The sequence below is a fragment of the Streptomyces sp. NPDC053474 genome (genome assembly GCF_044544845.1).
Lineage (GTDB): Bacteria > Actinomycetota > Actinomycetes > Streptomycetales > Streptomycetaceae > Streptomyces.
The window spans coordinates 259,750-281,683 of the sequence record NZ_JBITXV010000007.1 but is presented as its reverse complement, the minus strand read 5'-3'; the positions used below and the strand labels follow the sequence as shown (position 1 = coordinate 281,683).

General features: G+C 71.6%; 20 protein-coding genes and 1 riboswitch. Of the genes, 8 read left to right on the top strand and 12 right to left on the bottom strand.

The window, feature by feature from the left end; all coding sequences use genetic code 11:
- Positions 1-75: 75 nt before the first annotated feature.
- A complete protein-coding gene (locus ACIG3E_RS18915; RefSeq protein ID WP_399617325.1) occupies positions 76-942 on the top strand; it encodes an alpha/beta fold hydrolase in 867 nt (288 codons plus the stop codon).
- Here ACIG3E_RS18915 and ACIG3E_RS18910 read toward each other — a convergent pair.
- On the bottom strand, positions 936-1,904 hold the full coding sequence (locus tag ACIG3E_RS18910; protein ID WP_399617322.1) for a helix-turn-helix transcriptional regulator: 969 nt from the start codon (positions 1,902-1,904) through the stop codon (positions 936-938). The two genes, ACIG3E_RS18915 and ACIG3E_RS18910, sit on opposite strands and share 7 nt — an antisense overlap.
- Positions 1,905-2,094: 190 nt before the next feature.
- On the opposite strand from ACIG3E_RS18910, the gene ACIG3E_RS18905 reads away from it, so the two are divergent.
- From ACIG3E_RS18905 to ACIG3E_RS18895, 3 genes are all read left to right on the top strand, one after another.
- Positions 2,095-3,000, top strand: coding sequence for a LysR family transcriptional regulator (locus ACIG3E_RS18905; protein WP_138961946.1), 906 nt, complete (start codon positions 2,095-2,097; stop codon positions 2,998-3,000).
- 104 nt (positions 3,001-3,104) lie between these two features.
- A complete protein-coding gene (locus tag ACIG3E_RS18900) occupies positions 3,105-3,680 on the top strand; it encodes a cysteine dioxygenase (protein ID WP_399617318.1) in 576 nt (191 codons plus the stop codon).
- Positions 3,680-4,726 (top strand): YeiH family protein, encoded by a 1,047-nt coding sequence (locus ACIG3E_RS18895; RefSeq protein ID WP_399617315.1) that lies wholly within the window; start codon positions 3,680-3,682, stop codon positions 4,724-4,726. Before ACIG3E_RS18900 ends, ACIG3E_RS18895 begins: the two co-directional genes overlap by 1 nt.
- A gap of 43 nt (positions 4,727-4,769) precedes the next feature.
- Here the strand turns inward: ACIG3E_RS18895 and ACIG3E_RS18890 are convergent, their stop codons facing one another.
- The 10 genes from ACIG3E_RS18890 to ACIG3E_RS18845 form a co-directional block, all read right to left on the bottom strand.
- Positions 4,770-5,630, bottom strand: a complete 861-nt coding sequence (locus ACIG3E_RS18890) for a thioesterase family protein (protein WP_399617312.1) — start codon at positions 5,628-5,630, stop codon at positions 4,770-4,772.
- 87 nt (positions 5,631-5,717) lie between these two features.
- Complete coding sequence (locus ACIG3E_RS18885) at positions 5,718-6,380, bottom strand: trimeric intracellular cation channel family protein (RefSeq protein WP_242723937.1); 663 nt, start codon at positions 6,378-6,380, stop codon at positions 5,718-5,720.
- Positions 6,381-6,590: 210 nt separating this feature from the next.
- The gene (locus ACIG3E_RS18880; RefSeq protein WP_399617837.1) at positions 6,591-7,796 is read right to left on the bottom strand and encodes an ABC transporter ATP-binding protein; all 1,206 of its coding nucleotides are present in this window, start codon (positions 7,794-7,796) and stop codon (positions 6,591-6,593) included.
- 56 nt (positions 7,797-7,852) lie between these two features.
- Positions 7,853-8,950: an ABC transporter ATP-binding protein gene (locus ACIG3E_RS18875; RefSeq protein WP_366790107.1), complete on the bottom strand. Its 1,098-nt coding sequence runs from the start codon at positions 8,948-8,950 to the stop codon at positions 7,853-7,855.
- Positions 8,947-9,948, bottom strand: a complete 1,002-nt coding sequence (locus ACIG3E_RS18870; protein ID WP_399617306.1) for an ABC transporter permease — start codon at positions 9,946-9,948, stop codon at positions 8,947-8,949. Before ACIG3E_RS18870 ends, ACIG3E_RS18875 begins: the two co-directional genes overlap by 4 nt.
- A 162-nt stretch (positions 9,949-10,110) precedes the next feature.
- Entirely contained in the window at positions 10,111-11,883 is a 1,773-nt protein-coding gene (locus ACIG3E_RS18865) for an ABC transporter substrate-binding protein (protein ID WP_399617303.1), read from the bottom strand.
- Between the two features lie 101 nt (positions 11,884-11,984).
- Positions 11,985-12,989 (bottom strand): ABC transporter permease, encoded by a 1,005-nt coding sequence (locus ACIG3E_RS18860; RefSeq protein ID WP_399617300.1) that lies wholly within the window; start codon positions 12,987-12,989, stop codon positions 11,985-11,987.
- A gap of 391 nt (positions 12,990-13,380) precedes the next feature.
- The gene (locus ACIG3E_RS18855) at positions 13,381-14,157 is read right to left on the bottom strand and encodes an enhanced serine sensitivity protein SseB C-terminal domain-containing protein (RefSeq protein ID WP_399617297.1); all 777 of its coding nucleotides are present in this window, start codon (positions 14,155-14,157) and stop codon (positions 13,381-13,383) included.
- A 237-nt stretch (positions 14,158-14,394) separates the two neighbouring features.
- Positions 14,395-15,180 carry an enhanced serine sensitivity protein SseB gene (locus ACIG3E_RS18850; protein ID WP_399617294.1) on the bottom strand — a complete coding sequence of 262 codons (786 nt, stop codon included), beginning with the start codon at positions 15,178-15,180 and terminating at the stop codon, positions 14,395-14,397.
- A gap of 70 nt (positions 15,181-15,250) precedes the next feature.
- Entirely contained in the window at positions 15,251-16,015 is a 765-nt protein-coding gene (locus tag ACIG3E_RS18845; protein ID WP_399617291.1) for an AAA family ATPase, read from the bottom strand.
- A gap of 134 nt (positions 16,016-16,149) precedes the next feature.
- Positions 16,150-16,252: riboswitch (glycine riboswitch) on the top strand.
- A gap of 150 nt (positions 16,253-16,402) precedes the next feature.
- Here ACIG3E_RS18845 and gcvT point away from each other — a divergent pair.
- The 4 genes from gcvT (at position 16,403) to ACIG3E_RS18825 (ending at position 20,868) form a co-directional block, all read left to right on the top strand.
- Positions 16,403-17,527, top strand: a complete 1,125-nt coding sequence (gene gcvT, locus ACIG3E_RS18840) for a glycine cleavage system aminomethyltransferase GcvT (RefSeq protein ID WP_399617290.1) — start codon at positions 16,403-16,405, stop codon at positions 17,525-17,527.
- Between the two features lie 110 nt (positions 17,528-17,637).
- Positions 17,638-18,015 (top strand): glycine cleavage system protein GcvH, encoded by a 378-nt coding sequence (gene gcvH, locus ACIG3E_RS18835; RefSeq protein ID WP_399617288.1) that lies wholly within the window; start codon positions 17,638-17,640, stop codon positions 18,013-18,015.
- Between the two features lie 25 nt (positions 18,016-18,040).
- Positions 18,041-19,303, top strand: coding sequence for a serine hydroxymethyltransferase (glyA, locus tag ACIG3E_RS18830; RefSeq protein ID WP_399617286.1), 1,263 nt, complete (start codon positions 18,041-18,043; stop codon positions 19,301-19,303).
- Between the two features lie 194 nt (positions 19,304-19,497).
- Positions 19,498-20,868: an L-serine ammonia-lyase gene (locus ACIG3E_RS18825; RefSeq protein ID WP_399617282.1), complete on the top strand. Its 1,371-nt coding sequence runs from the start codon at positions 19,498-19,500 to the stop codon at positions 20,866-20,868.
- Positions 20,869-20,977: 109 nt separating this feature from the next.
- On the opposite strand, the gene ACIG3E_RS18820 is transcribed toward ACIG3E_RS18825, so the two are convergent.
- Entirely contained in the window at positions 20,978-21,853 is an 876-nt protein-coding gene (locus ACIG3E_RS18820) for a phosphatidylinositol-specific phospholipase C (protein WP_399617279.1), read from the bottom strand.
- Positions 21,854-21,934: the final 81 nt, after the last annotated feature.

The window sequence follows — 21,934 nt, the reverse complement described above, 5'->3', positions numbered from 1 at the left end:
CCCCACACGCCTCGTACGCCTCTCCCACCCCTCACGCCTCGACACACCGGTAAGGGGCAACTAGCCTCAACACCCATGACGCACACGCACGCCGACTGGGCCCTCGACCGGACCTTCGCCTCCTCGTCCGGCGCCGTCCGCTGGGCCGCGCTCGGGCCCGAGGGCGCGAGCCCCGTCGTCCTCGTCCACGGCACGCCCTTCTCCTCGTACGTGTGGCGGGGCGTCGCCCGGGCCCTCGCGCGCGACCACCGCGTGTACGTGTGGGACCTGCCCGGGTACGGCGCCTCCCAGATGCGCGCGGGGCAGGACGTGTCGCTCGCCGCGCAGGGCCGCGTCCTCACCGAACTGCTCGCCCACTGGGGCCTGGACGGCGAGCGGCGCCCGGCCGTCGTCGCCCACGACTTCGGCGGCTGCGTCGCGCTGCGCGCCCACCTCCTGCACGGCGCCCGCTACGCCCGGCTCGCCCTCGTCGACCCGGTGGCGCTCGCGCCCTGGGGCTCGCCCACGTACCGGCTGCTCGGCGCGCACGCCGAGGTGTTCGGGCAGCTGCCGCCCGCGCTGCACGAGGCCCTTGTGCGGGAGTACGTCGGCTCCGCGAGCCACCGCGGGCTGCACCCGGCCGTCCTGGACCGGCTCGTCGCGCCCTGGTGCACCGAGGCGGGCAGGCCCGCGTTCTACCGGCAGATCGAGCAGAACGACCAGCGCTTCACCGACGAGATCCAGGGCCGGTACGGCGAGGTGGAGCCGCCCGTGCTCATCTGCTGGGGCACCGAGGACACCTGGATCCCGGTGGCGCGCGGGCACGGGCTCGCCGGGCTCATGCCGGGCGCCGAGCTGCGCCTCATCGAGGGCGCGGGGCATCTCGTACAGGAGGACGCTCCGGCGGAACTCACCGGGGAGCTCGGTCGTTTCCTGGGTGCGGGCCTCTCCGGAGCTCACTGACGGTAGAGGTCAGTGACGGCCGCGGCGGCCCGCGCCAAGTCCTCGCGCACCTCCGGGGGTGACACGACCTCCACGGAGGCGGCGAAGGGCAGCAGCATGCGGGCCGCGCCCACCGCCTCCAGCGTGAGCACGACGGTGACCCACTCCCCCGCGCCGTCGTCCTCGGCCACCCGCGTGAGCGCGCCGACCTGCATCCGCAGGAACTGCTCGTAGCGCTCGCGGCGCACCCGCACGGTCACCTCGATGCCGCCCGCGCGCCGCTCCACCCGCCGCTTCAGCTCCTCCCACACCTGCGCGAGCTCCACGCCCGCCCGGCGCCTGACCGGCTCGTCCGTCAGCCGCGCCGCGCGCACCCGGTCGGCGCGGAACAGCCGCGGCCTGCCGCCCCGGTCGGCCACCAGGTACCAGACGCCCGCCTTGGACACCAGGCCGTACGGATCGAGGGTGTACGTCCGCGGCTCGCTCGCGCCGCTGTGCCGGTAGCGCACCCGCAGCCGCCGGTCCGCGAGGACGGCGTCCTGGAGCACCCCCAGGTGGTCCACGGGCAGGCCCGCGCCCGGACCGCGCGTCCAGCGCTCGGCGTCCACCAGGATGCGGCGGCTCGTCAGCTCGGCGGCGGGCCGGTGCGGTTCGGGCAGCGCCGCCATCACCTTGCGCAGGGCCGAGCCGAGCGCGGCGTCCAGGCCGAGCGCCGCGTGCGCGCCCCCCGCGGCGAGCAGGAACAGCGCGCGGGACTCGTCGGCGGTCAGCCCCGTGACGTCCGTGCGGTAGCCGGGCAGCAGGGCGATGCCGCCGTGCCGCCCGCGCTCGGCGTACACCGGGACGCCGGAGGCGGACAGCGCCTCGACGTCGCGGTAGATGGTGCGGACGGACACCTCCAGGCGCTCGGCGAGCTCGGGCGCGGACACCCGCCCCCGGGTCTGGAGCAGCAGCAGGATCGACAGGAGCCGGTCGGACTTCACGGGCACAAGGATCGCGCAGCCCCCGCCGGGACCCCGCGCGCGGCCCCGCGTCCACGGCGCCCCTGCCCCCCGGGCCGCACGCCCCGCGTGCCCTCGGTCCGCCGCGCGCCCCACCCGGTTCCGCGCGCCGGATCCAGAAGCGACGAGAAGCAGTCCTCAGCTCTTCCCAAATTCTGCTTATGATTCGGGAGTGTTCGACTCCCGGCACATCAGGTCCTTCCACGAAGTGGTCCGCACCGGCTCGTACTCGGCGGCGGCCCGCTCGCTCGGCTATACGCAGCCCGCGATCACCCAGCAGATGAAAGCGCTCGAACGGTCCGTGGGCACGGTCCTGTTCACCCGCGTCGGCCGCCGCATGCGCCTGACCGAGGCGGGCGAGGCGCTGTCCCGGCACGCGGGAGTCATCCTCGGCAACATCGACGCCGCCCAGCAGCAGATGAACGCGATCACGCGCCTGCGCACCGGCCGCGTCCGGCTCTGCGCGTTCCCGAGCGCCACCGCCACGCTGATACCGGAGGCCCTCGCCCGGCTCGCCCGCGGCCACCGCGGCATCCGCGTCGAGCTCCAGGAGTACGAGCCGCCGGAGTCGCTCCAGCGCCTCGTGCACGGCGACGCCGACATCACGCTGGCCTTCACCTACCCCGGCCTGCGCGAGGACGTGCCGGACGAGGTCGTCGAAGTACCGCTGATGGAGGACCAGCTGACGGTCCTGCTGCCGACCGGGCACCCGCTGGCCAGGCGCCGCTCGGTGCGCCTGGCCGACCTGTCCGAGGAGCGCTGGATCGCCGGGTGCCTGCGCTGCCGGGCCAACTTCCTGCACGAGTGCGCCGAGCAGGGCTTCGCGCCCGACATCGCCTTCACCACCGACGACAACCTCGTCATCCAGAGCCTCGTCTCCGAGGGGCTCGGCATCGCGATGATGCCGGGGCTCGTCCTCAACTTCCTGTGCCACCGCTCCGTCACGGGCCGCCCCCTGGACCCGGCGTCGCGGCGGCAGGTGTCCGCGTACGTCCTGCGCGAGCACCTGAGGATCCCCGCGACGGCGCTCGTCCTGGACGAGCTGAAGGCGGTCGCGGCGAACCGGGTGGGCTGCTGACCCCGGAATCCAGCCACCGGCCCCGCCATCCATAAGTGGTTTTTAACCCAACGCGAAGAAACTGTCGTTGGACGTGATGGATGGTGCGGGTCGACGCTGCGAGTATGACCACCCCCACCGCGCACCACGCTCCGCCCGCCCGCACGACCGAGCGGACCGACGCGCTCGTCGCCGACATCCGCGAGGCCGTCGGCCGCGGTCTGCCGCCGGACCTGACCGCCTACCTCGTCGGCGAGCGGCTCGCGCCGCACCTCGGCGCGGACGACCTGCTCACCGACGAGCAGTGCGAGGGCGACCCCGACCGCTACCGGCAGCACCTCCTGCACGCCGAGGCCGACGGCAGCTTCTCCGTCGTCGCGCTCGTCTGGCTGCCCGGCCAGCGCACCTCCGTGCACGACCACGTCTCCTGGTGCGTGACCGGGGTGCACGAGGGCGAGGAGCACGAGCGGCGCTACCGGCTCGTGCCCGCGGCCGGGCCCGGCACCTCCGCGCGGCTCATCGCCACCGAGGACGTCGTCAACCCCACCGGCGCGGTGTGCGGCTTCGCGCCCCCCGGCGACATCCACCGGGTGTGGAACGCGGGCACGGGGCGCGCGATATCCCTGCACGTCTACGGCGCGGACATCTCCCGGCTCGGCACCAGCGTGCGGCGGGTCTACGACCTCCCGGCCGACCGCTGATGGCGCTGCTCGGACAGCGCCCGGCGAAGACCGCGCCCCCCGCCGCCGGGCCCGCGGCCGGGCCCGGTCCCTGGCCGGGGCTCGCCCTCGCCGCGGCCGCGGTGGCGCTCGCCTGGCTGACGCACCGGCTGCTGCCCGGCGTGCCGATGCTGACCGTCGCCATCGTGCTCGGTCTGGTCGCCGCGCACGTGCCCGGTACGCGGACGTGGGTGCGCGGGCCCGCCAAGGCCGGGCTCACCTTCGCGGCGAAGCGCCTGATGCGGGTGGGCGTGGTGCTCCTCGGCCTGAAGCTCAGCCTCGACGACGTGCTCGGCGTGGGCTGGCAGACCGTGGTGATGGTGCTCGTGACGGTGGCGGCCACGTTCTTCGGCACGTGGTGGCTCGGCCGCAGGCTCGGGCTCCCCGGCGACCAGCCCCTGCTGATCGCCACCGGCTACTCGATCTGCGGTGCCTCCGCGATCGGCGCGGTCGGCGACGTGTCCAAGAGCGAGGAGCGGGACACCGCCGTGTCCGTGGCCGTCGTCACGCTGTGCGGCACGCTCGCGATCGCCGTGCTCCCGCTGCTCCAGGGGCCCTTGGGGCTCACCGACGCGGAGTTCGGGCGGTGGGTCGGGGCCAGCGTGCACGACGTGGGGCAGGTGGTGGCGACCGCGCAGACCGCGGGGGGTGACGCGCTCGGCGAGGGCGTGCTCGTCAAGCTGATGCGGGTGGCCGTGCTCGCGCCGCTCGTCGCGGCGGTCGCGGTCTCCGTACGGGCCCGGGGCGCGGCCGCGCCCGGCGAGCGGCGGCCCGCGGTGGTGCCGCTCTTCGTCGCCGGGTTCCTGCTGATGGTGGGCCTGCGCAGTACGGACCTGCTGTCCGGGTCCGCCCTCGACGCGGCCGGGCTCGGCCAGGAGCTCCTGCTGGGGGCGGCGCTCTTCGGGCTCGGCAGCGCGGTGGACCTGCGGTCGCTGGCCCGTACGGGGGGCCGGGTGGCCCTGGTGGGGTTGTGCGCGTGGGTGGTGGTGGCCGGGGTCTCCTACGCGGGGGTGTGCCTGACGGCTTGAGCCCTTGACCGGGCCCTGCCTCCCCGGGGGGGGCAGGAACCCCTCAGAGCCGGGCCCTGGCCAGTTGGCGGGACTGGGCTACCAGGCGGTCTGCCGTGTCCCAGACCTCGGCGTCCTCCTCCAGGAAGCCCCCGGCCAGGTTGCGCGTGGTGATGGCGACCCGCAGCGGCCCCGGCGCGGGCCTGGCCCGGATGTGCGCGGTCAGCTCGATGGTCGGCACCCAGCCGGAGAGCCCCAGCTCGAACGCCGTCGGCGGCAGCGCGTCCACCGCGAGGAGCAGCGACAGCGGATCCGGGTCGCGCCCGTCCGCGAGGCCGAACCAGCCGCGCATCTCGCCCTTGCCGGAGGGCGCGCCCAGCGCCCACCCGAGCGTCGCCGGGTCGAGCTTCAGCCAGAGCCGGTCCGCGATCGCGGAGCTGCCGGGCAGCGCCCCGCGGTCCGGCGCGTCGTCGGGCCCGAAGCACTGCTCGACGGGCGGCAGGTCCGGCGGCAGCGCGGAGGTGCGCACGTCGTCGGGGAGCGCGTCGAGGTCGCCGTACGAGGCGACGACGCGCAGCCGCTCGACCTCGCGCCCGCCCTCCTCCTGGTAGAGGGAGGCCTGCCCGGTGGACAGGCCGCGCCCGGCGCGCACGACCTGCGTACGGACGATCGCGGGCCCCGGCTCGGACGCCGTCAGATAGTGCGCCGAGACCGTGAACGGGTCGGAGTGCGGCAGCGCGTGCGCGAGCGCGCGGCCGACGAGCGCGAGGAGGTAGCCGCCGTTGACGGCGCTGATGATGGTCCAGCCCGCCGAGAGCTCGGTGTCGTAGACGCCGGGTGCGCGCGCGAAGACCTCGGTGTCGCGGTCGAACTCGCTGTTGCCGATCGTCGCGCGCGGCGCGGGCGCCGCAGCTGTTTCCGCCATGCCGACAACGTACAACACGAAACTACTAAGCGGTAGCTTTTTGATGTTTCCCCGCGCCGCGCGCGGACGCGGGCCCGGGCGCCGCCCTCAGGCGCCGTCCTCCGCCGCCGAGGACCGCCGGTTCCAGGCCCGCGGCGCCCGCCAGTGGTAGCGCATCGCGAGCAGCCGAAGGACGAACGCCGTGACGATCGCGAGCCCGGTCGTGAAGCCGTTCAGGGCGTCGTAGCGCAGGCACAGGGCGACGATCGCCGCGCCCACGATCGCGGGCACCGCGTACAGGTCGCGGTCCCAGCGCACCAAGGACGGCACCTCGTTGGCGACGATGTCGCGCAGGACGCCGCCGCCCACCGCGGTGGCGAGGCCGAGGGCCGCGGACGCGGTGAGGCCGAGGCCGTAGTCGTACGCCTTGGCCGTTCCGGTGACGCAGAACAGGCCGAGGCCCGCCGCGTCGAAGACGTTCACGGCGAGCTGGGTGCGTTCGACCTCCGGGTGCAGGAAGAACACGAGCAGCGCGGCGAGCAGCGGGGTGAGGAAGTAGCCGAGGTCCGTGAACGCGGCGGGCGGCACCGCGCCGATCACCAGGTCCCTGAAGAGCCCGCCGCCGAGCGCGGTGACCTCGGCGAGGACGGCGATGCCGAAGACGTCGAAGTTCTTGCGGACGGCGAGGAGCGCGCCGGAGATCGCGAAGACGAAGATCCCGGCGATGTCCAGGGCGTGCTGGACGGAGGGGCTGAACAAATCGTGAAGCACGAGCCATTCTCACCCGTCGGGTGAGCTCCTCTCACCCGGCCGCGCCCGGGCTCCCGCTGCCCGCTCGGCCCGCTTCGCCGCGCCCCCGTCGCGCTGCGCGCTCGTCCTCAATCGCCGGACGGGCTCGAACTGCCGCCGTCGCTCCCCTCCAAGGCGACGCCCGCCCGCCCCGTGCGGGGGCGGACGGGCGGGGGAACCCAGCGCGGTGGATCACTCCGGGTCCGCTGCCTTCTCGGGCGCGGGGGCCTTTGTCGCGGCGTCGGCCTTCTGCGAAGGCGCGGGCTCTGCTTCCTGCGAAGGCGCGGCCTCGTCCGCGGCCGTCGTGACCGTCACCACGTCGATCGCCTCCCGGGCCACCGAGAGGAGCTTCGTGTCCTCGGGCGCCTGGTCGTCCGCGTTCTCCGGGTGGTGGCAGGCCACCTGGTGGCCGGGCTCCAGGGAGAGCAGCGGCGGCTCCTTGACCGCGCAGATCTCCGTCGCCTTCCAGCAGCGCGTGTGGAAGCGGCAGCCGGTGGGCGGGTCGATCGGCGAGGGCACGTCGCCGCGGAGCAGGATGCGCTCGCTCTTGGCACCGCGCCGCTTGGGGTCCGGCACCGGCACCGCGGAGAGCAGCGCCTTGGTGTACGGGTGCATCGGCTTGGCGTAGAGGTCCTTGCGGTCCGCGAGCTCGACCATCTTGCCGAGGTACATCACCGCGATCCGGTCGGACACGTGCCGGATGACCGACAGGTCGTGCGCGATGATCACATAGGTGAGCCCGAGCTCGTCCTGGAGGTCGTCGAGGAGGTTGACGACCTGCGCCTGGATGGAGACGTCGAGCGCGGAGACGGGCTCGTCGGCCACCACCAGCTTCGGCTTGAGCGCGAGCGCGCGGGCGATGCCGATGCGCTGGCGCTGGCCGCCGGAGAACTCGTGCGGATAGCGGTTGTAGTGCTCCGGGTTCAGGCCGACGCGCTCCAGCATCTCCTGGACGGTCTTCTTGATGCCGCCCTCGGGCTTGACGCCCTGGAGCTTGAACGGAGCGCCCACGATCGTGCCGATGGTGTGGCGCGGGTTCAGCGAGGAGTACGGGTCCTGGAAGATCATCTGGACGTCGCGGCGCAGCGGGCGCATCCGCGCGGTGCCCAGGTGCGTGATGTCCACGCCCTCGAACTCCACCCGCCCGCTGGTCGGTTCGAGCAGCCGGGTGATGAGCCGCCCCATGGTCGACTTGCCGCAACCGGACTCGCCCACGACGCCGAGGGTTTCGCCGGACCGCACGTCGAAGGTGAGGCCGTCCACGGCCTGCACGGCCGCGACCTGGCGCTGGAGCAGCCCCTTCTTGATGGGGAAGTGCTTGACCAGGCCCTCGACCTTGAGCAGCGCCTCCGCGGACTTCGCCGTCGACGACTTCTTCGTCTGCTCCGGGATCGTCATCTGTTCGGCTTTCTCCGGCACTGCGGCGTCGTCCCGCGCCGCGTCACGTTTCTCGGTCACAGCTTCGGCGCAATCTCTTCGGTCCAGATCCGGGTGCGCTCCTCGCGCGACATGTGGCAGGCCGAGAAGTGGCCGGAGCCGACCTCGGTCAGTTCGGGGCGCTCCGTCCGCGTGATGTTGTCCTTGGGCACGTCGGCGTAGGGGCACCGCGGGTTGAAGGCGCAGCCGCTCGGCAGGTTGATGAGGCTGGGCGGGGAGCCCTTGACCGGGATGAGGCGCTCGGTCTCCTCGCGGTCGATGCGCGGCATCGAGCCGAGCAGGCCCCAGGTGTAGGGGTGCTGGGGCTCGTAGAAGACCTCCTGGGCCGAGCCGCGCTCGACGCAGCGGCCGCCGTACATCACGAGGAGTTCGTCGGCCATCTCCGCCACGACGCCCAGGTCGTGGGTGATCATGATGACCGCGGAGCCGAACTCCTTCTGCAGGTCGCGGATCAGGTCCAGGATCTGGGCCTGGACCGTCACGTCGAGCGCCGTCGTGGGCTCGTCGGCGATCAGCAGCTCCGGGTTGTTGACCAGGGCCATCGCGATCATGGCGCGCTGGCGCATGCCGCCGGAGAACTCGTGCGGGTAGGAGTCCACCCGCTTGTCCGGCTGCGGGATGCCGACGCGGTCGAGCATCTCGATGGCGCGCTTGCGGGCGACCTTCTTGTCGACGTCGTGGTGGACCCGGTACGCCTCGGTGATCTGCTTGCCGATGGAGTAGTACGGGTGCAGCGCGGACAGCGGGTCCTGGAAGATCATCGCCATCTCGCGGCCGCGCAGCTTGCGCACCTGGTCCGGGGGCGCGCTGAGCAGCTCGGTGCCGTTCAGCCAGATCTCGCCGGACAGCTGCGGCTTGCGGCGGCCGTACTGCCCGGCCGTGTGCAGCCCGAGGATGCCGAGCGAGGTCACGGACTTGCCGGACCCGGACTCGCCGACGATGCCGAGGGTGCGGCCCTTCTCCAGGGAGAAGGTAAGGCCGTCGACGGACTTCACCAGGCCGTCGTCGGTGGGGAAGTGCACCTTGAGGTCGCGGACCTCGAGGAAGGCGGTGGGGGCCGCGGAGCCGGTGGTGGGCTCGCCCACCGCGGCGCCGCTCTTGCTCAGTTCGGTCATCCCAGCCTCACTCGCGGGTCAATGACGGCGTACAGAAGGTCCACGACGAGGTTGGCGACGGCGATGGCGAGGGCCGCGCACAGGGTGACGCCGAGGATCACGGGCAGGTCCTTGCTGCTGATGGCCCTGACCGCTTCGAGGCCGAGGCCCGGAAGGTTGAAGGTGGACTCGGTGAGCACGGCGCCGCCCATGAGGACGCCGAGGTCGAGTCCGAAGACGGTGAGGATCGGCGTCATCGCGGAGCGCAGGGCGTGTCTGCGGATGACGACGGACTCGCCGAGGCCCTTGGCCCGCGCGGTGCGGATGTAGTCCTCGCCGAGGACTTCCATCATGGTGGCGCGGGTGAGGCGCGCGTACATCGCGGCGTTGAGGAAGGCGAGCACGATCCACGGCAGGATCAGCGTCTGGAACCAGACGTCGATGCTGTCCTCCGTCGAGAGGCTGTCGGCGATCTTCACCCAGCCCAGGTTGTGGACGAAGATGCCCATCGCGACCATGCCGGTGAAGAAGACGGGCAGCGAGACGCCGCCGAGGGCGGTGGTCATCGCGGCGCGGTCCCAGATGGTGCCCCGCTTGAGCGCGGAGACCACACCGGTGGCGACACCGGCGGCGAGCCACAGCACACAGGCGCCGGCGGCGAGCGCGCCGGTCACGGGCAGGGCGTCCTTGAGGGTCTCCCAGACGGGCGCCTCGGTGCGGAAGGAGTAGCCGAAGCAGGGCGCCGGGCAGTGCGTGACGTCGCTGCCGTTGGCGTAGTCCCGGCCCATCGGGATGCCCTTGATGAAGTCCCAGAACTGGACGATCAGCGGGTCGTCGAGACCCAGCTTGGTCCGGATGCCGGCGAGCTGCTCGGCTCCGGCCTGCTTGCCGGCGAAGAGGACGGCGATGTCCTGTCCAGCCCACTTGGGCAGCATGAAGAAGACGGTGAAGGTCGCGAGCAGTACGACCAGCACCATGATGATGACGGCGATCAGGCGCCGGATGAGGTAAGCAAGCACTGTGCGCGGCCCGGCGGTGGTTCCGCGGCCCCCTCGTGAGGGGTGCGGGACCACCGCCCGGGGCCATCACCTGCCCTTCGGACTGGCGGATATCGGCGGCGTTGTGACGGTTGATCAACTACGGGTGCCACGGCGGGGGCCGCCCGCCGTGGCGGTGGGGCGCTACTTGCTGCTGACGCCGAGCGAGACGTAGTCGTACCGGCCGTTGTAGGCGTCGGACATGTAGGCGTTGGTCAGCCGCGGTCCGCGCCAGGTGATGTTCTTCTCGTACAGGAAGGGCATCCAGTCGGCCTGGTCGAGGATGCGCTTGTCGAGCTGCTTGTAGATCTCACCGGCCTTGACCGGGTCGGTCTCGGCGATCGCCTTGTCGAAGAGCCCGTCGATCTTCTTGTCCTTGATCTGCGACTCGTTGTAGTTGCCGTTCTCGACCAGGAAGCGGGAGTCGAACAGCGGCTGCGCGTAGCCCTGGCCGGACGGGAAGTCGGGGCCCCAGCCGGACATCTGCATGCTGTAGCCGCGCTTCTTCACCACGGAGGGCGAACCGGTGATGCTCGCGGAGTCGGCGCCGTCGAGGGACTCGACGTCGACGTTGATGTTGGCCTTCTTCAGCTGGGCCTGGAGCGCCTCGGCGGCGTCGACCTCACCCGGGTTGTTGTTGCGGGCGGTCAGCTTGGCGCTGAAGCCGTTCGGCTTGTCGCACTGCTTGAGCTCGTCCTTGGCCTTGGCCAGGTCCGGCTTGCCCTTGCGCTCGAGCACGCCGTACGGGTCGTAGTCGCTGTAGCCCGGGATCGCCTTGGGGAAGGTGCTGTTGGCGATGTCACCGGCGGCCAGCTTGCCACCGCGGGTCTGCTGCAGGCTCGCGAAGTCCGTGGCGTAGAAGACGGCCTTGCGGCAGTGGACGTTGTCGAACGGCTTCGCCGTGTGGATCAGGGCGACGTAGCGCACGAAGGACGTGTGCATGTTGTCGACGCTGTCGCGGTGCTTCTGGACGGCGGTGACGCGGCCCGACTGGGTCATGCCGGTGCCGTTGAGGTCGACGTCGTAGTCGCCCGCCATCAGGCGCTTGTCGTTCTCCTCCAGGTTGGCGGAGATGGTGACGTCGATCTTGTCCGGGAGCGCCGGGCGGATCGGGTCCGAGGCCTTCTTCCACTTGTCGTTGCGCACGAGCACGATCTTCTTGCCGGGCTTGTACGTGTCGAACTTGTACGGGCCCGAGGAGAACGGCCGCGAGGTGTACTTCGCCTTGGTGTCCTTCGCGGCCTTCACCGGGGAGCCAGAGGGCATCGCGAGGAACTGCTCGAAGTCACCGTTGCGCTTGGGCAGCTTGAAGATGATGGTCTTGTCGTTCGGCGTCTGGATCGCCTTCAGACCGAGCTTGTCCGCCGACTTGTCCTTGTACGGACCCGGGTACTCGCCCTTGGGGTCGAGCGCCTGGCGCAGATAGCCGGGGCCACCGGTGATGGTGTCCTTGGCCCAGATGCGCTCGATCCCGTACTTGATGTCCTTGGAGGTCAGCGGCGAGCCGTCCTCCCAGGTCAGGCCGTCACGCAGCTCGTACGTGTAGGTCTTGCCGTCGGCCGAGATCTTCGCCGTGGACTTGGCGAGGTCCGGCACCAGCTTCGTGCCCGCCTTGCCCGGCTTGGTGTCGTACGACACCAGCTGGCGCGTGTAGAAGCGCATGAAGTCCCAGGACATGCCGTAGTACGCGCGCTGCGGGTCGGCGGAGTCGAGGTCCTGCTTGCCGACCATGCGCAGGGTGCCGCCGGTCTTCTTGGACGCCTTGGCGACCTTGTTCAGAGCGGCGTTGTAGCCGGCTCCCTTGCCGTCGCCGTCGCCGTCACCGTCGCCGCTGCCGCAGGCCGTGGTGGTCACCAGGGCCGCGACGACGAGGGCCGCGCCCGCGGCGAGCCGCCTTTTCGGGGGGAGTGTGGGCATTTTCTCGCAACCTTCCAGATTCGCGGTCCCTGGCTTATCGCTGCCGAAGAACCATGGAAAGAGCCACCTGACCAGCGGCAGGGGCAAGTCGGTCGGGTCTGCTAACGGGTTCCCTTGGGGTCGAGCGCGTCGCGCAGACCGTCCCCGAAGAGGTTGAAGGCGAGCACCGTGATGAAGATCGTCACACCCGGGAAGACCATGAACATGGGGTCGTGCTCGTACGTTTCGAGGGCGTCGCGCAGCATGCCTCCCCAGGAGGCGGTCGGCGGCTTGACACCCGCGCCCAGGAAGCTGAGGGCGGCCTCCGTGAGGATGTTCGTGGGGATCATCAGCGTCGCGTAGACGGTGATGGGGGCCACGAGGTTCGGCAGGAGTTCGCGGAACAGGATGTGGCGCCGGCCGCCGCCGAGGCTCTTGGCGGCCTCCACGTACTCGCGCTCCCTGAGCGAGAGCGTCTGGCCGCGCACGATGCGCCCGATGTACGGCCAGCCGAAGAAGCCGATGACCAGGACGAGGATCGAGACGCGCACGCTCGTCCCTTCAAGTCCCAGGAAGTCGTCGGGAAGGACCGAGACCAGGGAGATGATGAAGAGCAGCTGCGGGAAGGAGAGCAGCACGTCCATCACGCGGCTGATCAGGGCGTCGATCCAGCCGCCGAAGTAGCCCGCGATGATCCCGAAGAGGGTGCCGAGGACCACGGCGACGATCGCGGCGAGGAAGGCCACGAGCAGCGAGATGCGTGCTCCGTAGACGATCCGGCTGAACACGTCGCGGCCCTTGTTGGGCTCGACTCCGAAGAGGTAGTCGCTGCTCACGCCGCCGAACGAGCCCGTGGGCAGGTTCGTCAGCGGGTCCAGCTTCTCCTGGTGGAAGTCGTTCGGCGGGTGTCCGAGCAGGCCGACGATCAGGGGCGCGAACACCGCCACGAGGACCAGGAGGACCACCGTGATGCCGCCCGCGAGGGCGACCTTGTCGCGCTTCAGCCGGTTCCAGGCGATCTGGGTGAGGGACCGCCCCTCGACCTTCTTCCCCCCTGCACCAGCTGCGGGGGCGACTTCCTCCGTGGGTTTCGCGTCCGCAGGTGTGTCATGCAATGGCGCCGTCATCGTGGCAGGGACCCCTCTCAACCGGCGGTGACCGGCCCGCACTTGCCGCTGTAGCGACGTGATCAGTCCGTCGTACACAGGGGCGAAGGCCCCTTGGAGCGGGAGTCTTCAACGGGGTCGTGATCTGTTACCAGACTTGTCGGGGAATGGATGCGCAACCGTGATGCTGATCGAGGTGTTCCGTTATCCGGACGTCACTGAACGCCGGGCGAACACGGGGCAGTTGGGGGCACAGGAGCCACACACGTCCATACGCGCACTCCTGCCCCACAAGGGGACATCGCGCACGTCGACGCTGATCAGCTCACCGACGGCAGACGGAATCCAGCCACCGTCCGGTTCGCCGCGAGGGGCGCACGGTGGGGTTGCTCCGTCTTTCGTACGAGATGTCTCAGTACTGTGCGGGATAGCCGTATCCGCCCGCGGCGGGAGCGGGAGCCCCCTGCGCGTCGCGGTCGTAGAACGGCCGGGCGTTGGCGCGCAGCCACAGCGCCACCGGGTCGTGCGGGTCGGCCATCGCGACGGTCGACACGGGCAGGCCCTCGGGGACGGCGCCGATGGACTGCTGCATCATCGCGCGCACCGCGTCGACGGACGCGGGCGAGGTGTCGTACACGTCCAGGCCGATGGCCAGATAGGGCGCGCCGAGCACCGGCTGCACCCAGGCGCGGCGCAGCGCGCGGACGGCCGGGGTGCGGTGGGCGTTCTGGGTCAACAGCGCGTAGAACTGCGGGAGTTCGATGGTCGGGTCGGTCAGCCGCAGCGGGCCCGCGGGCTGGGTGGCGAGGCCGCCCGCGATGCGCCGCAGATCGAGCCAGGGGACGCCGACGCCGCCGCCCGGGGCGTGCGGATTGAGCCACAGGCCGTAGTGGTCCGGGTACAGCGCGCGGGCCACGTCGAGGCCGCCGACGACTTCGTAGCCGCGGTTCCAGCCGCTGGCGGAGAGCTCCTGGGCGGAGGTCACGCACGGCGCGTAGCCGTACCCCTCCACCTCCATGTTGCCGTACTGGGCGTCGGGGGATCCGGCCTGGCCGTGCCAGAGCAGCATCCACACCTTGCCGTCGGCGAGGGCGTGCAGGAGCGCCTCGTACGCGTCATAGCGCCCCGGCGTCACCTGGCGCAGCATGTGCTCGACCTGTCCGGCCGCAGCGGTGCCCGACGCGCTCACCCTAACCGCCCCTTCGCGACGTGCCCTGCGCGGTCGTTGCGCCGACCGCGTCACCGGGCACCAGCTTAAGCGGGGCGTGGCTACTTAGCGCTTGAACAGGTGGGCCGTGCTGTGCCTTGTTGTGTCGTGCGGTGTCTGCGGGGCGTCCGTGGCTGGGCGCGCAGTTCCCCGCGCCCCTTTGGGGCGCTGGTCCCCGGGGCGCTGGCTACTTTGGGGCGCTGCCCCCGGGGCGCCCTTCTATCGCGTGGTGAAGAAGGGGCGGAGTCTGGTTTTCATCCAGTCGCCTACCGGGTCCTGGGCCACGTCCAGGAGGACCAGGTTGACCGGCCACGGCGGGGGGGTGTGGCCTAGGGCCCGGCCCAGGGCCGCCATGGGCAGGTCCCGGGCGTCGCCCTCCCAGGAGGACAGCTCGACGCCGATGAACAGGGTGGGGGCCTCGTCCTCGACCGTGGCGAGACAGCGCCGCGCGCTGAGCACCGCGCCCGTCGCCTCGAACTCCCGCGCCGCGGCGGACAGGAAGTCCACCGGGTCGTCCTGCCAGTCCGGCTCGTAGAGCCGCACCCGGCCGCCGCTCGCGGGCCCGTCCAGCTCCGTGCGCCCCACCCGGCACAGCGCGGCCACCGCGGCGGGCGGCAGCGGCACCGCCACCGTGCCCTCCGGGTTGAGCGCGATGCCGAGCTCCGGCGCCAGCCCGCGCGCGAACTCCACCGCGGGCGCCACCGTGCAGCTCATCCGCCCCCCGGTGGCCTGCTGGAACTCCTGCTCCGAGGTGAAGACGGGCACGTACGCCTGCCCGTGGAGCTCCAGCGTCGGCAGGTCGAGCGTGCCGCTCTCGGGCCCACCCCCGTTCGGCAGCGGGATCCACAGCCTGCTGCGGCCAAGGACCTCGACCAGGCGGGCGCCCGTCTCCTCGGACGGCGGCGCGCCGAGCGAGGCGGCGAGCACCTCCTCCAGTTCGTTGGCGGGCCAGCCGCCGTAGGGATGGGCGTGCGCCTGTGCCGGTACGTCCCCCGGAAAGTCCATTTGTCTCGACCTCTGCTCTGCGTGCTGTCTGCGGCCCGACCCTAACGCCGCCGGTCCCGCGCGCCCCGCCCTACCCGCCCTGGCCCTCGAAGCCCAGCGCGCGCAGCGCCCCCGCCGCCTCCCGGTCGAGCAGCACCGCCGAGCCGCAGCCGCGCGGCAGGCTCCCGCTCTCGGCGGCCCGGACCAGGCGGCCGACCGTCCTGCGGTGGCGCGCGAAGGCGTACCGGGAGACGCCGCGCCCCCGGGCGCGCTGGCCGTCGAGGGCGACGGGGGCGGGCACGTCGAGCAGCAGCAGGTGCAGCGTGGCCCCGCGCCGGGCCGCCGCGCGGGCGAGCCAGCGGCGCACCCACGGCTGGGTGCCGCAGTCGTGGACAACGACGCCGGTGCCCGCGCGCAGCGTCCGGCGCAGGTGGGCGTAGTGCGCGAGGCGGACGAGGGGGCGGTAGAGCGCGTACGGGATCCGGCGCGGCACCCGGGCCGCCCAGCGGTCGCGGGTGTCCTGGGAGTCCACGCGCGGGCCCGCCACGGCGCGCCGCATCAGCGTGGACTTGCCGCTGCCGGGCAGCCCGGAGACCACCACGACGTCCCCGGCGGCGAACACCAGGCGGCGCGGGCCATGGCCGGAGCGGCCCCTGAGGTCGCGCACGACGGCCCGGCGGGAACCGGCGACGGCCTCCCGCGCGGGCGGCGCGGGGGCGCCCGGCTGCGGGGGCAGGGCGACGCCCGCGCCGGGCAGCACCGCCCCCGCCCTGGGCAGCGAGACACCCGTGGTCGTCGCGTAAGCACTGCTCCTGCGCACCGTGATCGGCCTCCCCATGCTCGTCACGTCACTCATCCCCAGTACTTCTCCGTGGTATGTAAAGAGAAGGTAATGCCCTACGAAGACGACAACCGGGGACTCCCTGGTTGCGACTGTTGTGCGACGGGGGCGCGTGCAATGATGTGCGCGCCAACTCCATACCGGCCGCTTGAATCCGCGCGGGAGAGTCCCCGGTGACGCAGGAGCGTCGTGGGGCGCCGAAGGAGCAAGTTCCTCCCTTGAATCTCTCAGGCCCCGTACCGCGCGGGCGAGGCACATCTGAAAAGCGAGCCGCCCCGGTGGCTCCACCCAAGGTGCAAGTCATGCCCCGTGGTACGCGTGGGCCTGGTGAACCTCTCAGGTTTGATGACAGATGGGGAGGGACGACCTCGCCCGTCATGCCATGCCTGGGAGCCACTACTCATGAGCCCTACCCCGCGCAAGACCGCCCTCGACGCCCTGCATCGCTCGCTGGGCGCCACCATGACCGACTTCGCGGGCTGGGACATGCCGCTGCGGTACGGCAGTGAGCGCGACGAGCACAACGCCGTGCGCACCAAGGCCGGCCTCTTCGACCTCTCCCACATGGGCGAGATCACGGTCACCGGCGCCGGGGCCGTCGACCTGCTGAACTACGCGCTCGTCGGCAACATCGGCTCCGTCGGCGTCGGCCGCGCCCGCTACACCATGATCTGCCAGGCCGACGGCGGCATCGTCGACGACCTGATCGTCTACCGCCTCGGCGAGACCGAGTACATGGTCGTCGCCAACGCGGGGAACGCCCAGGTCGTCCTGGACGCCCTCACCGAGCGGGCCGCCGGGTTCGACGCCCAGGTGCGCGACGACCGGAACGCGTACGCGCTGGTCGCCGTCCAGGGCCCCGAGTCCCCCGGCATCCTCAAGGCAGTGACGGACGCCGACCTGGACGGCCTGAAGTACTACGCGGGCCTGCCCGGCACGGTCGCGGGCGTGCCCGCCCTGATCGCGCGCACCGGCTACACGGGCGAGGACGGCTTCGAGCTGTTCGTGGCGCCGGAGCACGCCGAGACGCTGTGGCGGGCGCTGACGGAGGCGGGCGCCCCCGTCGGCCTCGTGCCGTGCGGTCTCTCCTGCCGCGACACGCTCCGCCTGGAGGCGGGCATGCCGCTGTACGGCAACGAGCTGACCACCGGTCTCACCCCGTTCGACGCGGGCCTCGGCCGGGTCGTGAAGTTCGAGAAGACCTCGCACGCGGAGGACTTCGTGGGCCACGACGCCCTCAGGGCCGCCGCCGAGCGCGCCGAGTCCGCGCCGCCCCGCAAGCTCGTCGGCCTGGTCGCCGAGGGCCGCCGGGTGCCCCGCTCGGGCATGGACGTTGTCGCGGACGGCCAGGTCGTGGGCCAGGTCACCTCCGGCGCCCCCTCGCCCACCCTCGGCAAGCCGATCGCCATGGCCTACGTCGACGCCGCCCACGCCGAGCCCGGCACCCCCGGCGTCGCCGTGGACATCCGCGGCACCCACGAGCCCTACGAGGTCGTGGCGCTCCCGTTCTACAAGCGCCAGAAGTGACGCCAGCAGCACATCGGCACCGTACAAGCAACGGTACAAACCGTCTCATTCCGCAAGACGGCCCTTCTCACGTGCATCAGCACACGCCCGCGTACAGGAGAATTCACGCCATGAGCAACCCCCAGCAGCTGCGTTACAGCAAGGAGCACGAGTGGCTGTCGGCCACCGAGGACGGTGTGGCGACGGTCGGCATCACCGAGTTCGCGGCCAACGCGCTCGGTGACGTCGTCTTCGCCCAGCTCCCGGCGGTCGGCGACACGGTCACCGCGGGTGAGACCTGCGGCGAGCTGGAGTCGACGAAGTCGGTCAGCGACCTGTACTCCCCGGTTTCCGGTGAGGTCGTCGAGGCCAACCAGGACGTTGTGGACGACCCGTCCCTGGTGAACTCGGCCCCCTTCGAGGGCGGCTGGCTGTTCAAGGTGCGCGTCGCCGAGGAGCCGGGCGACCTGCTCTCCGCCGACGAGTACACCGAGTTCGCAGGCAGCTGACCACGGCGTAAGGACTGATCTTCCGATGTCGCTTCTGAACACCCCTCTCCACGAGCTCGACCCGGACGTCGCCGCGGCCGTCGACGCCGAGCTGAACCGCCAGCAGTCCACCCTGGAAATGATCGCCTCGGAGAACTTCGCTCCGGTCGCCGTCATGGAGGCCCAGGGCACGGTCCTCACCAACAAGTACGCCGAGGGCTACCCCGGTCGCCGCTACTACGGCGGCTGCGAGCACGTCGACGTGGCCGAGCAGATCGCGATCGACCGGGTCAAGGAGCTGTTCGGCGCCGAGTACGCCAACGTCCAGCCGCACTCCGGCGCCTCCGCCAACCAGGCCGCCCTCTTCGCCATCGCCAAGCCCGGCGACACGATCCTCGGCCTGGACCTGGCGCACGGCGGCCACCTCACCCACGGCATGCGCCTGAACTTCTCCGGCAAGCAGTTCAACGTGGTCCCGTACCACGTGGACGAGGCCGGTCTGGTCGACATGGCCGAGGTCGAGCGCCTGGCCAAGGAGAACAGGCCGAAGGTGATCATCGCGGGCTGGTCCGCCTACCCGCGCCAGCTCGACTTCGCCGAGTTCCGCCGGATCGCCGACGAGGTCGGCGCGTACCTGTGGGTCGACATGGCGCACTTCGCCGGTCTCGTCGCCGCGGGCCTGCACCCGAACCCGGTGCCGTTCGCGGACGTGGTGACCTCCACCACGCACAAGACGCTCGGCGGCCCGCGCGGCGGCATCATCCTGGCCCGTAACAAGGACTTCGCGAAGAAGCTGAACTCCGCGGTCTTCCCCGGCTTCCAGGGCGGCCCCCTGGAGCACGTGATCGCGGCGAAGGCCGTCTCCTTCAAGGTCGCGGCGTCCGAGGAGTTCAAGGAGCGCCAGCAGCGCACCCTGGACGGCGCCCGCATCCTGGCCGAGCGCCTGGTCCAGGACGACGCCAAGGCCGTCGGCGTGGACGTCCTCTCGGGCGGCACGGACGTGCACCTGGTCCTGGTCGACCTGCGCAACAGCGAGCTGGACGGCCAGCAGGCCGAGGACCGCCTCCACGAGGTCGGCATCACGGTCAACCGCAACGCCGTCCCGAACGACCCGCGCCCGCCGATGGTCACCTCGGGCCTGCGCATCGGCACCCCGGCCCTGGCCACCCGCGGCTTCGACGCCGAGGACTTCCGCGAGGTCGCCGACATCATCGCTGAGGCGCTGAAGCCCGGCTTCGACGCCGAGTCCCTGCGGGGCCGGGTGTCCGCTCTGGCCGCGAAGCACCCGCTGTACCCCGGCCTGAAGTAGTTTCGTACGCTTTTATTGGTACGGACTTCCGGGGCACCGCGCACACTGGACCTGAGGACGGTGTGCGCGGTGCCCCGCACCGCGTGCCCGACCAGCAGACCCGCAAGCCCGTGTAAGCCCGCCGAGCCCGCGCAGCACCGCCCTCGCACGACCGGCAGACAACGGCGTCTACCACCCACCATTGGAGTTCTCTCGTGGCCATCTCGGTCTTCGACCTGTTCTCGATCGGCATCGGCCCGTCCAGCTCCCACACGGTCGGCCCGATGCGCGCGGCGCGCATGTTCGCCCGCCGCCTCAAGAACGAGGGCCTGCTGGCCCACACCACGGCCCTACGCGCCGAGCTGTACGGCTCCCTCGGCGCCACCGGCCACGGCCACGGCACGCCCAAGGCCGTCCTCCTCGGCCTGGAGGGCGAGTCCCCGCGCACGGTGAACGTGGAGACGGCCGACGACCGCGTCGAGGAGATCAAGACCTCCGGCAGGCTGAACGTCCTCGGCATGCACGAGATCGACTTCGACTTCGACGAGGACCTGGTCCTGCACCGCCGCAAGGCGCTGCCGTACCACGCGAACGGCATGACGATCTTCGCGTACGACCGCGAGGGCGCCCTCGTCCTGGAGAAGACCTACTACTCGGTAGGCGGCGGCTTCGTCGTCGACGAGGCGGCCGTCGAGGGCCAGAGCCCGATCGTGCCCGACGACACGGTCCTGAAGTACCCCTTCCGCACCGGTGACGAGCTGCTCCGCCTCTCCGCCGAGACGGGCCTGTCCATCTCCGCGATGATGCTGGAGAACGAGAAGGCCTGGCGCACCGAGGAGGAGATCCGCGAGGGCCTGCTCGACATCTGGCGCGTCATGCAGGCCTGCGTCTCGCGCGGCATGTCCCGCGAGGGCATCCTGCCCGGCGGCCTGAAGGTCCGCCGCCGCGCCGCCCACTCCGCCCGCCAGCTGCGCGCCGAGGGCGACCCGCAGGCCCGCGCGATGGAGTGGATCACGCTGTACGCGATGGCGGTGAACGAGGAGAACGCCGCGGGCGGCCGCGTCGTGACCGCCCCGACGAACGGCGCCGCGGGCATCATCCCGGCCGTCCTGCACTACTACATGAACTTCGTGCCCGGCGCCGACGAGGAGGGCGTGGTCCGCTTCCTCCTGGCCGCCGGCGCCATCGGCATGCTCTTCAAGGAGAACGCGTCGATCTCCGGCGCCGAGGTCGGCTGCCAGGGCGAGGTCGGCTCCGCCTGCTCGATGGCGGCGGGCGCCCTCGCCGAGGTCCTCGGCGGCTCCCCGGAGCAGGTGGAGAACGCCGCCGAGATCGGCATGGAGCACAACCTCGGCCTGACCTGCGACCCGGTCGGCGGCCTCGTGCAGATCCCGTGCATCGAGCGCAACGGCATGGCCGCGGTGAAGGCCGTCACCGCCGCCCGCATGGCCATGCGCGGCGACGGCTCCCACAAGGTGTCCCTCGACAAGGTCATCAAGACCATGAAGGAGACCGGCGCCGACATGAGCGTGAAGTACAAGGAGACGGCGCGCGGGGGTCTTGCCGTCAACATCATCGAGTGCTGACCGCGTCGCGCGGAAATCTGCGGGCCGTGGGTGGCTGGTCGCGCCCGCGCGGCGGAGCCGCATTTGAGCACAGCCCCGCGCCGCTTCGGGGCGCTCCCCCGCTGCCCGCTCAGTTGTGCGCGATCAACGACTGCACAAGGCCTGACCGCGTGTTCGGGTAGTCCATCGGGACGATCCCGAGCCCGCGCCAGGCCCGGCCCTCGGTGCCGTCGATCAGGGCGTGCACCCGGGGGTTCAGGTCGTCGGAGTTCCAGCGCGGGGGCAGCCCGGCCGCCGTGCTCACGAAGTTGACGTACTGCTTGCCGGGCTGGGCCACCGCCTTGCGGAAGTGCGCCTCGACCTTCGGGTACTTCGCCCCCGGGGCGGCGTTCCAGTCGTCCTGGAGGTCGAAGGTCGCGCTGTCGCCCCACCGGATGCCGCCCGGCAGGCCGCCGTTGTCGGCGATGAGGACGACGCGGCCGCGCACGTCGCCGAGGCGCGGCCAGGCCTGCCCGATGTGGAAGAGGGACCGCCATCCGCGCCGGTCCAGATAGTCGTCGAAGATCGCGCCGAACGCGCTGTCACCCTCCTGCGAGTACTCCTGCTTGACCCGCATGAGGACGGTCTCCGACGGCCTCGCGGCCAGCAGGTCCCGGCAGGCGCCGAGCACGTCGTCGAAGTTCAGGTTCTGGTAGAACGCCGCGTGGTGGATGGTGAAGGAGCCCTCGAAGGCCCGGCACCGGATGTCCAGGAACCGTATGCCGGAGGCCAGTTGCTGCCCGAGCGTGGTGTTCTGGCACTCCACCCACCAGCCGCCGAAGCGGGCCCCGGAGTCGTGCGTACCGGGAATCGTGAGGCGCTGGAGGGGAGTCGAGGAGTCGATCCCCGCCAGCCAGCCACGGCCGTCGAGGGGGCGGGCGACGGCCCGGGTCGCTGACGTACCGACGAGGGCGGCGGACGCGGTGGCACCGGCGGCGGCGAGGAAGGTGCGACGGCTGAGGGCCATGTGGGTTCCTGTGGGGGTGGGGGGCGTGGGAAGGGCCCTCAGTATGGATGGGAACGCCTGTCGTGGGGAACGGTCAATCCA

What these genes read in the sequence shown, in the direction of transcription:
- ACIG3E_RS18900 (WP_399617318.1), top strand. Translation starts at nt 3,105, where the DNA reads ATGACCACCCCCACCGCGCACCACGCTCCGCCCGCCCGCACGACCGAG.
- ACIG3E_RS18845 (WP_399617291.1), bottom strand. Translation starts at nt 16,015, where the DNA reads ATGAGTGACGTGACGAGCATGGGGAGGCCGATCACGGTGCGCAGGAGC.
- ACIG3E_RS18865 (WP_399617303.1), bottom strand. Translation starts at nt 11,883, where the DNA reads ATGCCCACACTCCCCCCGAAAAGGCGGCTCGCCGCGGGCGCGGCCCTC.
- glyA (WP_399617286.1), top strand. Translation starts at nt 18,041, where the DNA reads ATGTCGCTTCTGAACACCCCTCTCCACGAGCTCGACCCGGACGTCGCC.
- ACIG3E_RS18880 (WP_399617837.1), bottom strand. Translation starts at nt 7,796, where the DNA reads ATGACGATCCCGGAGCAGACGAAGAAGTCGTCGACGGCGAAGTCCGCG.
- gcvT (WP_399617290.1), top strand. Translation starts at nt 16,403, where the DNA reads ATGAGCCCTACCCCGCGCAAGACCGCCCTCGACGCCCTGCATCGCTCG.
- ACIG3E_RS18875 (WP_366790107.1), bottom strand. Translation starts at nt 8,950, where the DNA reads ATGACCGAACTGAGCAAGAGCGGCGCCGCGGTGGGCGAGCCCACCACC.
- ACIG3E_RS18895 (WP_399617315.1), top strand. Translation starts at nt 3,680, where the DNA reads ATGGCGCTGCTCGGACAGCGCCCGGCGAAGACCGCGCCCCCCGCCGCC.
- ACIG3E_RS18850 (WP_399617294.1), bottom strand. Translation starts at nt 15,180, where the DNA reads ATGGACTTTCCGGGGGACGTACCGGCACAGGCGCACGCCCATCCCTAC.
- ACIG3E_RS18915 (WP_399617325.1), top strand. Translation starts at nt 76, where the DNA reads ATGACGCACACGCACGCCGACTGGGCCCTCGACCGGACCTTCGCCTCC.
- gcvH (WP_399617288.1), top strand. Translation starts at nt 17,638, where the DNA reads ATGAGCAACCCCCAGCAGCTGCGTTACAGCAAGGAGCACGAGTGGCTG.
- ACIG3E_RS18860 (WP_399617300.1), bottom strand. Translation starts at nt 12,989, where the DNA reads ATGACGGCGCCATTGCATGACACACCTGCGGACGCGAAACCCACGGAG.
- ACIG3E_RS18890 (WP_399617312.1), bottom strand. Translation starts at nt 5,630, where the DNA reads ATGGCGGAAACAGCTGCGGCGCCCGCGCCGCGCGCGACGATCGGCAAC.
- ACIG3E_RS18820 (WP_399617279.1), bottom strand. Translation starts at nt 21,853, where the DNA reads ATGGCCCTCAGCCGTCGCACCTTCCTCGCCGCCGCCGGTGCCACCGCG.